The organism is Bradyrhizobium iriomotense, from assembly GCF_030160715.1.
Taxonomy (GTDB): Bacteria; Pseudomonadota; Alphaproteobacteria; order Rhizobiales; family Xanthobacteraceae; genus Bradyrhizobium; species Bradyrhizobium iriomotense.
In genome coordinates, this window is the sequence record NZ_BSOW01000072.1 from 1 (window position 1) to 10836 (window position 10836).

General features: G+C 64.7%; 14 protein-coding genes and 2 pseudogenes. 8 read left to right on the forward strand and 8 right to left on the reverse strand.

Features of this window, described 5'->3' with window-relative positions:
• Positions 1-723: L,D-transpeptidase (locus QQL28_RS44660; RefSeq protein WP_284276157.1), on the forward strand; the 723-nt coding region annotated here is incomplete at its 5' end.
• A gap of 55 nt (positions 724-778) precedes the next feature.
• Here QQL28_RS44660 and QQL28_RS44665 read toward each other — a convergent pair.
• Positions 779-1741, reverse strand: coding sequence for a D-2-hydroxyacid dehydrogenase family protein (locus tag QQL28_RS44665; RefSeq protein WP_284276160.1), 963 nt, complete (start codon positions 1739-1741; stop codon positions 779-781).
• A gap of 238 nt (positions 1742-1979) precedes the next feature.
• A complete protein-coding gene (locus QQL28_RS44670) occupies positions 1980-2192 on the reverse strand; it encodes a hypothetical protein (protein ID WP_284276162.1) in 213 nt (70 codons plus the stop codon).
• 237 nt (positions 2193-2429) lie between these two features.
• Between QQL28_RS44670 and ettA the strand changes: the two genes are divergently transcribed.
• The gene (gene ettA, locus QQL28_RS44675; protein ID WP_284276163.1) at positions 2430-4079 is read left to right on the forward strand and encodes an energy-dependent translational throttle protein EttA; all 1650 of its coding nucleotides are present in this window, start codon (positions 2430-2432) and stop codon (positions 4077-4079) included.
• A gap of 7 nt (positions 4080-4086) precedes the next feature.
• The gene (locus QQL28_RS44680) at positions 4087-5313 is read left to right on the forward strand and encodes a lytic murein transglycosylase (RefSeq protein WP_284276165.1); all 1227 of its coding nucleotides are present in this window, start codon (positions 4087-4089) and stop codon (positions 5311-5313) included.
• 84 nt (positions 5314-5397) lie between these two features.
• On the opposite strand, the gene QQL28_RS44685 is transcribed toward QQL28_RS44680, so the two are convergent.
• A complete protein-coding gene (locus QQL28_RS44685) occupies positions 5398-5679 on the reverse strand; it encodes a hypothetical protein (protein ID WP_284276166.1) in 282 nt (93 codons plus the stop codon).
• 229 nt (positions 5680-5908) lie between these two features.
• The gene (locus QQL28_RS44690) at positions 5909-6241 is read right to left on the reverse strand and encodes a hypothetical protein (RefSeq protein WP_284276180.1); all 333 of its coding nucleotides are present in this window, start codon (positions 6239-6241) and stop codon (positions 5909-5911) included.
• Between the two features lie 154 nt (positions 6242-6395).
• On the opposite strand from QQL28_RS44690, the gene QQL28_RS44695 reads away from it, so the two are divergent.
• The 3 genes from QQL28_RS44695 (at position 6396) to bfr (ending at position 7787) form a co-directional block, all read left to right on the forward strand.
• Complete coding sequence (locus tag QQL28_RS44695; protein ID WP_284276168.1) at positions 6396-6722, forward strand: hypothetical protein; 327 nt, start codon at positions 6396-6398, stop codon at positions 6720-6722.
• Positions 6723-6892: 170 nt separating this feature from the next.
• On the forward strand, positions 6893-7165 hold the full coding sequence (locus QQL28_RS44700; protein ID WP_284276182.1) for a (2Fe-2S)-binding protein: 273 nt from the start codon (positions 6893-6895) through the stop codon (positions 7163-7165).
• A gap of 133 nt (positions 7166-7298) precedes the next feature.
• Positions 7299-7787, forward strand: a complete 489-nt coding sequence (bfr, locus tag QQL28_RS44705; protein ID WP_027522416.1) for a bacterioferritin — start codon at positions 7299-7301, stop codon at positions 7785-7787.
• Between the two features lie 84 nt (positions 7788-7871).
• Here bfr and QQL28_RS44710 read toward each other — a convergent pair whose 3' ends face one another.
• The 3 genes and pseudogenes from QQL28_RS44710 to QQL28_RS44720 all read right to left on the reverse strand — a co-directional run bounded on the left by QQL28_RS44710 (position 7872) and on the right by QQL28_RS44720 (position 9689).
• Positions 7872-8477, reverse strand: coding sequence for a pyridoxamine 5'-phosphate oxidase family protein (locus QQL28_RS44710; protein ID WP_284276172.1), 606 nt, complete (start codon positions 8475-8477; stop codon positions 7872-7874).
• A gap of 82 nt (positions 8478-8559) precedes the next feature.
• Positions 8560-8913 carry a hypothetical protein gene (locus tag QQL28_RS44715; RefSeq protein WP_284276174.1) on the reverse strand — a complete coding sequence of 118 codons (354 nt, stop codon included), beginning with the start codon at positions 8911-8913 and terminating at the stop codon, positions 8560-8562.
• A gap of 169 nt (positions 8914-9082) precedes the next feature.
• A pseudogene (locus QQL28_RS44720) lies at positions 9083-9689 on the reverse strand (alpha/beta fold hydrolase).
• A gap of 246 nt (positions 9690-9935) precedes the next feature.
• On the opposite strand from QQL28_RS44720, the gene QQL28_RS44725 reads away from it, so the two are divergent.
• Positions 9936-10202: a DUF2277 domain-containing protein gene (locus tag QQL28_RS44725; RefSeq protein ID WP_284276176.1), complete on the forward strand. Its 267-nt coding sequence runs from the start codon at positions 9936-9938 to the stop codon at positions 10200-10202.
• A gap of 90 nt (positions 10203-10292) precedes the next feature.
• Positions 10293-10511, forward strand: coding sequence for a hypothetical protein (locus QQL28_RS44730; RefSeq protein WP_284276178.1), 219 nt, complete (start codon positions 10293-10295; stop codon positions 10509-10511).
• 13 nt (positions 10512-10524) lie between these two features.
• On the opposite strand, the pseudogene QQL28_RS44735 reads toward QQL28_RS44730, so the two are convergent.
• Positions 10525-10836 (reverse strand): annotated as a pseudogene (locus QQL28_RS44735) (collagen-like protein); the annotation flags it as partial.

The window sequence follows — 10836 nt, forward strand, 5'->3', positions numbered from 1 at the left end:
GCCGACGACGGCCTGCGTCCGCCGCAAGGCGTCGGTGGACCCGCCGCGACCGGCGCTGTCCAGCAGCAGCCCGCAGGCCCCAATGGCCCGCCGATGACCGTCGCGGCGCTGCCGCCCGAGGAGCAGCCGGATGCCGCCCCGGTGCAGCTGCCGCCGAACCTGCGCCGCCAGGAAGTGACCTTCGCGACCAAGGAGCCGGCCGGCACGCTCGTCGTCGATACCCCGAACACCTACCTCTATTACGTGCTCGGCAATGGCCGGGCGATCCGCTACGGCGTTCGCGTTGGCCGCGACGGTTTCACCTGGACCGGCGTGCAGAAGATCACCCGCAAGGCGGAGTGGCCGGATTGGCATCCGCCGCCGGAGATGATCCAGCGCCAGCCCTATCTGCCGCGCTTCATGGCCGGCGGTCCCGGCAATCCGCTCGGCGCGCGCGCGATGTATCTCGGCTCGACGGTGTACCGAATCCACGGCACCAACCAGCCCTCGACGATCGGCAAGTTCGTCTCCTCCGGCTGCATCGGCATGCTGAACGAGGACGTCTCCGACCTCTTCGACCGCGTCAAGGTCGGCACCCGCGTCGTCGTGATGCCGGGCAACCCGCCGGCGGGAACGGCGACCGCATCTGCTGCGCCTGCGCCGATGGCCGCCCAGGCCGGCCCGGTCCCGGGCACGCAGCCGACCGTGGTGCCGCCGCTGCCCGCGCCCGTCACGGTGCGCTGAGCGCTTCGAAGATACTTGATTGTGGAGGGCGTGCCGTCGGCACGCCCTTTTCGTTTCAGGCCAGCCGCTTCGGCGGCTCGCTCCCCTTCGTCCAGGCGTCGATCGCCTCGACCATCTGTCCGTAATGGACGCGCAGCCCGTCCTCGGTGGCGTAGCCGAGGTGCGGCGTCAGCACGACATTGTCGAGCTTGCGGATCGGATGATCTAGAGGCAGCGGCTCGACCGAGAACACGTCGATGCCGGCGCCCGCGATCTTCTTCTGTTGCAGCGCCTCGAGCAGTGCCGCCTCGTCGACGATCGGACCGCGCGCGGTGTTGACGAGATAGGCGGTCGGCTTCATCCGCGCGAGATCGGCGGCGCCGACCAGCCCGCGCGAGCGCTCGCTCAGCACCACATGGATGGTGATGATGTCCGCCTTCGCAAACAGCTCCTCCTTGCTGGCGTAACCGACGCCGAGCGCCCCGCATTTCTCGGCCGTGAGGTTGGGGCTCCAGGCAATGACGTTCATGCCGAACGACTTCGCAATCCCCGCGACCTTGCCGCCGAGCTTGCCTAGCCCGATGACGCCAAGGGTCCGGCCCTCGATCTCGATTCCGGCAAAGGACTGCCAGGACTCGCCCGCATGCATGCGCGCGTTCTCGCGGCCGATGCCGCGGGTCAATTCCAGGATCAGGCCCATGGTGAGCCCGGCGGTCGGATCGCGGAAATACTGCGTGCCGCAGACCACGACGTTGCGCGCTTTCGCCGCTTCCATGTCGATCGCGGCATTGCGCATGCCGGAGGTCAGCAGCAGCTTCAGCTTGGGCAATGCCTCGAACAGGCTCTCGGGAAACGCCGTGCGCTCGCGCATCGCGCAGACGATCTCGAAATCCCCGAGCGCGCCGGCCGCTGCCTGCTCGGAGGCGAAGGGGTGATTGAACACCGTCACGTCGACGCGGTCGGAGATCTTCGACCAGTCGGCGACGTTGAGGGCGATGTTGAAATAGTCGTCGAGAATTGCACAGCGCAGCCGCGTCATCGGGAAAACCGTCCATCCATGGCGAGGGGCGACGGCGCGGGCAGGGACGCCATCGATCTGATGTCGCCATGCTTGCGCGCAATCGATAGCCGGCGCAAGCGGCTAAAGCATGATCCGGAAAAGTGTGAAGCGGTCTTCCGAAAAGATCATGCTCAAACAACGACCTAAAGCGCGATGACGATTCGTCCCAATCTCATCGCGCTTTAGAGCCTTCAAAAATCCGGCAGCAGGTGAAGCGTCAGAGGTCGCGCGGCTTCAGGCGGAACGGCGCATCCATGCCGTGCTTGGCGCGCCAGGCAGGGCCGGGACCGCGCATGTAGTGCAGTTCCGGGCGGTAGGGGTTGAACGCCGTGGTGAAGAACCGGACCCAGAACGCGCGAAGCTCGGCGAATATGGTTGAGCGACCGGCTCTTGCCGGAGCTGGAAGGGAGGTTGTCTCGATCATTGCCATGACGCGGCCTCGCTGTTCTCCCCGCCGCTTCTGCCGCGGGTGGCGTCTTTTTCGGCGCCGGTGACGAGCTTTGGCCTGCTTTATTAAAAAATGGTTTCAATTGTCCGGATCTGTGCCCGGATGGTGTCCATCCCGTATTCATCCGTGGTGAACGGAGGGAAAACGTTGCCCTTTGGGGGCGGGATCGCTACATCGGCGGCAAGCAAATTTCCTCAAATCGAAGGTTTTACGGGACCGATGGCGCGCCAGTTCGTCTACTTCATGGAAGGCCTGACCAAGAGCTACCCGACCCGCAAGGTGCTCGACAACATCCGCCTCAGCTTCTACCCGGACGCCAAGATCGGCGTGCTGGGCGTCAACGGCTCGGGCAAGTCGACGCTGCTCAAGATCATGGCCGGCCTCGACAAGGAATATACCGGCGAGGCCTGGGTCGCCGAGGGCGCCCGCGTCGGCTACCTCGAGCAGGAACCGCAGCTGGACCCTGCGCTCACCGTCCGCGAGAACGTCATGCAGGGCGTCGCCAAGCAGAAGGCGATCCTCGACCGCTACAACGAGCTGGCGATGAACTACTCGGAAGAGACCGCCGATGAGATGACCAAGCTCCAGGACGAGATCGAGGCCCAGGGCCTCTGGGATCTCGACAGCAAGGTCGACCAGGCCATGGACGCGTTGCGCTGCCCGCCCGACGATGCCGACGTCACGAAGCTCTCCGGCGGTGAGCGCCGCCGCGTCGCGCTCTGCCGGCTGCTGCTCGACCAGCCCGAGCTGCTGCTGCTGGACGAACCGACCAACCATCTCGACGCGGAATCCGTGTCCTGGCTTGAAGGGCACTTGCGCAACTATCCCGGCGCGATCCTGATCGTCACCCACGACCGCTACTTCCTCGACAACGTCACGGGCTGGATCCTCGAGCTCGATCGCGGCCGCGGCATCCCCTACGAGGGCAACTATTCGTCCTGGCTGGTGCAGAAGCAGAAGCGCCTGGAGCAGGAAGGCCGCGAGGACGCCGCGCACCAGAAGACGCTGGCCCGCGAGCAGGAATGGGTCGCGTCTTCGCCGAAGGCGCGTCAGGCAAAATCCAAGGCCCGCTATCAGCGCTATGAAGAGCTGTTGAAGCAGGCGAGCGAGAAGCAGACCCAGACCGCGCAGATCATCATTCCCGTCGCCGAGCGGCTCGGCGCCAATGTCGTCGACTTCGAAGGCCTCAGCAAAGGCTATGGTGACCGCCTCCTGATCGACGATCTCACTTTCAAGCTGCCGCCCGGCGGCATCGTCGGCGTGATCGGCGCGAACGGCGCCGGCAAGACCACGCTGTTCAAGATGATCACCAAGCAGGAAACGCCGGACAACGGCACCATCACGGTCGGCGAGACCGTGCATCTCGGCTATGTCGACCAGTCGCGCGATGCCCTCGACGGCAAGAAGACCGTGTGGGAGGAAATCTCCGGCGGCAACGAGCTGATCCTGCTCGGCAAGAAGGAAGTGAATTCGCGCGGCTACTGCTCGTCGTTCAACTTCAAGGGCGCCGACCAGCAGAAGAAGGTCGGCGCGCTCTCGGGCGGTGAACGCAACCGCGTGCATCTGGCAAAAATGCTGAAGTCCGGCGCGAACGTCCTGCTGCTCGACGAGCCGACCAACGACCTCGACGTCGACACGCTGCGCGCGCTCGAAGAGGCGCTGGAGGATTTTGCCGGCTGCGCCGTCATCATCAGCCACGATCGCTGGTTCCTCGACCGCATCGCGACCCACATCCTCGCCTTCGAAGGCGACAGCCATGTCGAGTGGTTCGAGGGCAACTTCCAGGACTACGAGAAGGACAAGATGCGCCGCCTCGGCCAGGACAGCATCATTCCGCACCGCGTGAAGTACAAGAAGCTGACGCGGTGATTTCGGCATGATGAGGCGGGCGCTCATCGCTGCGGTGATCGTGGTCACCTGCTGCTGGTCGTCCGCCGACGCCGCCGACGCCGCCTTCGCCCAGTTCATCGCTTCGCTGTGGCCGGAGGCGCAGGCTGCGGGTGTCTCGCGGGCGTCGTTTGACCAGCAGACGCGCGGGCTCGAGCCGGATTACAGGCTGCCTGATCTGATCCTGCCGGGACGGCCCGCGACCGGCGCGCCGTCGCAGGCCGAGTTTGTTCAAGTGCCGGCTGACTACATCAAGGACGCCTCGATCGCGCGGCTTGCCGGCGAGGGACAGCGGCTCCTGCAAAAATACCGCACGGCCTTGACGGAGATCGAGAAGAACTCCGGCGTTCCTGCCACCGTCATGCTCGCGATCTGGGGACGCGAGACCGACTATGGCCGCTACACGCTGCCTTATGACCTCGTGCGCGTGCTCGCGACGCAGGCCTATGTCGGCCGGCGCAAGGACACATACCGCAACGAGTTCATCCTCGCGCTGAAGATCCTCGGCGAGGGCGTGGTGACGCGCAAGGACATGACGTCGTCATGGGCCGGCGCCACGGGGCTCACGCAGTTCCTGCCGTCGGAATACTACAAGCACGGCGTCGATTTCGACGGCGACGGCCGCATCGACATCTGGCATTCGGTGCCGGACGCGCTGGCCTCCGCCGCCCAGCAACTCGTCAACAAGGGCTGGCAGAGCGGCGTGCGCTGGGCCTATGAGGTGCAGGCGCCGGCGAAGGTCGATTGCACGAGCGGCGTGCCGGAGGTGACGAAGCCGATCGGCCAGTGGCTGCGCGAAGGTTTTGTGCCGGTGCGCGGGCAAAAGCTGAGCGCGGCTGAACTGGCGCAGCCGGCATCACTGCTCCAGCCCGAAGGCATTTACGGCCCCTCGTTCCTGACCACGAAGAACTACTTCGTCATCAAGGAATACAATTTCTCCGACCTATACGTGCTGTTCGTCGGCCATCTCAGCGACCGCATGACCAGCCCGCTGCCGTTTGCGACACCCTGGTCGGCCTCGAAGCAGTTGCGCACCAGGGATGTCGAGGCGATGCAGCGCGGCCTGACGCGTATCGGTCTCTACAAGGACAAGGTCGACGGCAAGGCCGGCATGCTGACGCGCGCGGCGCTCGGCGCCTATCAGAAGCAGGCCGGACTGAAGGTCGATTGCTGGCCGAGCGAAGAGGTGCTGCGCTCGATCCAGGCTGCCCACTAGCGATCTCCCGCGCCTGAAAAAAAAGCCCGGCCGATGGTCTCGGCCGGGCTTCGATCGCGGCGCGAGGTGCGCCCGTCGATCAACTCAGTAGCAGACGCGGACCGGGCGAACGACCCAGCCGTAACCGTCCCAGTAACGCTGGCGCTGCCAGTAGCAGGGCGCGGGCGGCGGGGGCTCGGCCACGTAGACCGGGCCACCATAGGCCGGGCGGCTCGACGCGATGGCGCCGCCGACGATCGCACCGCCGATCAGGCCGGCAGCAATACCGGCGCCGACGCCGTCATTGGCTTTGGCGGGCGGCGTGGCGGTCACCAGCGAACCGGCGACCGTCGCGACCGTGAGGGCGGCAACTAAAGTCTTCTTCATGCTAGGGGCTCTCCTGGGAGAAGGCGCTCGGAAGAGCGCCGGGTTTCAAAGGCTCACGCACACTCTGATGGAATTGGCCGTTCCGCTAGGAAGCGCGCAAATGGTCAATCCACCGTAAACACGCACGGAGCTGTGACGAGAAAAAACGGTCTTTTTCAGGCTTTTGGCTGAACGGTCGCCTCCGTAGAAAACCGGCCGTTCCGGCACAAATTTGCGCGGAAAGGCTGCCTCAGCCGCAGACGCGCACGCGGCGCACCCGCCAGGCATAACCGTCCCAGAAGCGCTGCCGCTGCCAGACGCAGCCGCCGTAATAGTCATCGGCGGCATAGCCCGGGCCCGGCGCGTAATAGCGGGGCGGGTAATAGCCTGGGCCGTAGTAGCCATAACCGGGGCCGGGTCCGTAGTAATACGGGGATGCCAGCGCGCCCCCGACGATGGCGCCGCCGACGATGCCGGCGGCCACGCCCGCGGCGACACCGCGCTGCGCATGGGCCGGCGCCGGCGCAAGCGCCGATGCGGCCAGGGTGGCGGCGGCAGCGAGTGCCAGGAGCGATTTCTTCATGCTTTGACCTTTCGACACAAACCGGATGCGGACGTCGTTCCGCGCCCAAGGTTCCATATCCTGCTTGAATGATCAATGAACGGACGTCCTGCGCGGGGCGACGAATGCGTGCGGGAGGCGGCTCCCGCGAGGCAAACAATCCGAGCAGCAAGCCATGAGCAGTTTGATGATGAGCGCCCTGATCGCGGTGGGGGCCACCTCGGTCATCTGCTTCGCCCTGATCGCCCATGTGCAGAACCGCAGTCGGCGGCGCGCGCGTGCAGGCGCCGGTGCCGATGGCGGCGGCGACAGCTATTCCGGAACCAGTGACGGCTTCTCGCTGGGAAGCTGGTTTTCCAGCGATAATTCGTCGCTCGATAGTTCCGGCAATCCGACCGACGGCGGCTCCTGTAGCTTCGGCAGTGACAGCAGTGACAGCGGCGGCGGTGGTGGCGATTGCGGCGGGGGCGGGGACGGCGGTGGTGGCGGAGGCGGCGATTAGGCCCGCATTCGGTTACAATCTTGATCCAGGGCAAGTCACCTTTTTAGACCCGTTCTAGGCTGAATCACGGCTCAGTTTGGAATAGCTTCAAATACCGGTTTTTCCTTTTGCATCCGGCCGAGCCCTTAAATATCGATGTTTGTGCATCACCGAAGGGCCTGCTGCTTTCCATGATCGTCTGTTCCTGTAACGTGCTCAGCGATGACGATATCCGCGCCGCCGTCGCCGATTCCGACGACGCTGTGCGTCATGCCAAGCAGGTCTATGGCTGCCTCGGTTGCAGCGCCGAATGCGGCCGCTGCGCGCGCACGATCAAGACCATCATCGAAGAAGCCCTCGGGCCCTGCGCCAAGTCCTGCTGTGCCGGCTGCCCGCACGGCCACCAGGTCGCCGCCAACGACGAAATCGTCGAGCCCGCCGAGTTCGCTCTCGCGGCCTGCTGACCTCTTTTTCTTCAATCGGCTGAGCTTATCCCCGGGTGCGACCCTGCGGCGGGTTGCCCTCGTTCCAAACTTGTTTTAGAAGCGTTCTAAATTCGGTTTATTACCGATGAGGCCGCAAGAGCTGGAGTGAATCATGCAGGGCGACGCGAAAGTTATCGAATATCTCAACAAGGCACTGCGTCACGAGCTCACCGCGATCAATCAATACTGGCTGCACTACCGCTTCCTCGACAATTGGGGCCTGCGCGACATGGCCAAGGTCTGGCGCAAGGAATCCATCGAGGAGATGGAGCACGCCGACAAGCTCACCGAGCGCATCCTGTTCTTCGACGGCTTCCCGAACATGCAGGTGCTCGATCCCCTGCGCATCGGCCAGAACGTCAAGGAGATCATCGATTGCGATCTCGCCGCCGAGATCAGCGCGCGCGCGCTCTACCAGGAGGCGGCCACCTACTGCCACAGCGTGAAGGACTACGTCACGCGCGACCTGTTCGAGAAGCTGATGAGCGACGAGGAGCACCACATCGACTTCCTCGAGACCCAGCTCGACCTGATCGGCCGCATCGGCCTCGAACTCTACACCCAGAAGCACGTCGGCGGACTCGAGGGCGAGGGGCACTAAGCTCCGGCCCGAGACATGCACTCCGATGGGTCCCGGGCTCGCGCTTCGCGCGCCCCGGGACGACAGTCTTATTTGGTGCGCCAGCTACAGCTGCGTCTTGTAGCGCGCTTCCACCACCTCCTGGCTCTCAGGCTCGCCCAGGCTCGTCTGATCGTGGATGATCTGGACGATGCTTGGCATCACCGCGCGCTCCACCCTCATCTCCGGTGACCAGAACTTTGAGCGCATCAGCGCTTTGCCGCAGTGGAAATAGACTTCGCTCACCGCGACGCTGAGTACCGCGCGAGGCGGCTTGCCGAACTCGATCATCGAGGCCAGCAGCTCCGGATCGGCCGACAGCGTGCCGCGTCCGCCGACGCGCAGCGTCTCGTCGATGCCTGGCACGAAGAACAACAGATGCACGAAGCCCGAGCCTTCGACGACGTTCCTGAAACTGTCGATCCGGTTGTTGCCGGAACGATCTGGCATCAGCAACTGATTGGGGCCCGCGATATGAACGAAGCCGGGACCGCCGCCGCGCGGCGAGGCGTCGACGCTGCCGTCAGCGCCTGACGTCGCCAGCACGCAGAACGGCGACATCTCGATGAACTTCCGAGCGTGCGCATCGATCTCGGGCCGCGCCTTCGCGATCACGCGCGGGCTCGGCTTCGGATAGATGCTGGCGAGGTCTTCGGCGCAAAGATCGGTCAACGGCGTGCCTCCGCTTGAGCTGCGCGTCAAACTACCTGATCGGGTTGCTCCCAGCTAACGAAATCCCGCATGCTGTCGTGCGCTAAACCGCATCCGCCGGCACGAAGCAGCTGATGATGATGCGGCCTTGATGGTGCACGTACCACACCACGGCCTGGCCGACCGGGTTGCCACGATCGCGGATGATGGCGCGCTCGGGCACCGCCATCCACTGTCCCTCGATCGGCACCCAATAGCTGCCCTCGCGGACGTCATATTCGGTGCGGTGACCGTCGGAGATGTCGCAGCAGGGCACGCCGTTCGGCGCCATCACGCTCTTGAACCAGGCGCGTATGTCCGGCGGGACGTTGTCATATTGCCCATTGTCGAACGCAAGCGCTGCACCTGTGAGCGCCGTCGTGCCGGCCAGCCAAGCGAGCAGCGCAAACTTGCGCATGCGATCCTCCATATCGCGTGTCGTGCCACGGGCGTGCGGTTCAGCCGCGCGTCGATTCGTGTCGTTGACGCGATTAAGCCCGAGCCGCTGGCTCGTTGCATGCTCAAATAATATGCTGCGCGCATGCGCGGCGGATGATGCGATGCGAAATCACGGCCGCGCACCGTGCTCACATCGTCCGCTGCGGCGCGGTTTGGAGCAATTGCCGGAGCTGCTCGGCGTAGAATTTTGCATTGCCGGTGGTGCCGTGGCCGCGCGTTTCGGTGCTCGCAGGGATCAGGTACAGGCGGCCGTTCTTGATCCGCTTCATCGCAGCTTCGGTGATGCCGGTCTCCGGCGGATTGCGCTCGTCATCAGCGGCGTTATTTCTCGGCCCACAGCCAGGTGTGCATGCCGCCCACTGAATTGCCGATCACGAGGCGCAAGTGCTTGATGCCGAGGCCTTCCGTCACAAGGCGGTACTGCGCCTCGACCATGTCGTCGTAATCGTACTTCGGAAAGCTCGTCTTCATTCCGTCGGACGGTTTTGACGATTTGCCGTGGCCGACCGCATCGGGAATGATGATGTAATATTTGGTCGCATCGAGCGGCTGTCCGGCGCCGAACAATTCGCCCGCCAAAGCCGGCGTCAGCATGCCCGCGGCCGATTGGCCGGTCCCATGCAGCACCAGCTGGCCGGTCGGCTCGCCGATCGTGGTGTAGTGCAGCTTGAGCTCTAGTCGGCGGCCATCGCCGACATGGAAATGGACAGCAGGGCGGCCGGCAGCGCCGCGCATGAAGCTTTCATGGTTCTCTCCCCTGTGCGGCCCTTTGCGCCCGGCCGCTTTCAGGCAATCTTATCAGTCCGGTCGCGTGGATCGAGATTGCAGACGCGATCTGCTGCAAAAACATTTCCGCAATGGTGCATCGCGTAAGTGGAATATTTGCCGGCCGGACAGAGGACGGCGCGCGATGTAGGATCGGCAGGACGCCGATCGTCCTTGGAAGAGCGCTTCGCCCTTCGGGGCCCTACGGAGAGATGCATGTGCCGCAACATCAAGACGCTGTTCAATTTCGAGCCGCCGGCGACGGAGGACGAGATCCAGGCTAGCGCGCTGCAATTCGTGCGAAAACTGTCCGGCTTCAACAAGCCGTCGCAGGCCAATGAGGCGGCGTTCGATCGCGCGGTGGCGGAGGTATCCGAGGCGGCGCGGCGACTTCTGACCTCGCTGCACACCCATGCGCCGGCGCGGGACCGCGCGGTGGAGGCCGAGAAGGCGAAGGAGCGCTCGCGGCTGCGCTTCGGCTAACGGCTTTGCGTGATCTGGCTCACGGTGCCTCGCGGCGCGAGGCGCGATGATGATCGCCGGGATTTTTTTGAGCGAAGCCGGAGCACGACCATGAACTGCCCTCTGATCTCTCTGAAAGCCGGTGCCGTTATCTTCACGGTGCTGTGGACCGCCTGGATGATGTGGTGGAGCGGTGCCTATAGCACCGCCAACCTCGTCATCCTCGCCGTCTGCGGCGCGGCGGTCGGCTATGTCTGGTACCGCGCCATGCGCTGGCAGTTCGAGCGCATGGGCATGCTGCCGCACAAGGATGACCGTTCCGCGCAGTAGGCGCGGGCCGCACCTACTTGTCCCTGTTGCCGTGCTTCTTCTTTTTCTTCTTTTTCCTGTGGTCGTCCTCGTCCGTCTCCTCGCTCAGCTCATCCGCGAAGATATCGGCATCGCCGTCGTCCTGGACGGCAGCCTCGAGCACCTCGCGCTCGGCGGCTTCGCGCTCACGCTGGCGCCGCCGCTCGTCCCAGGCATCGAAAAGCTGCTCCAGCCATGGCAGCACCTGCTCGATTTGGGGCAGCTGACCGGGCGGGCCGGCCTCGCCGCGCGGGCCTTGCGGACCGGCCGGTCCCTGCGGTCCGGCGGGCCCTTGCGCGCCGGCAGG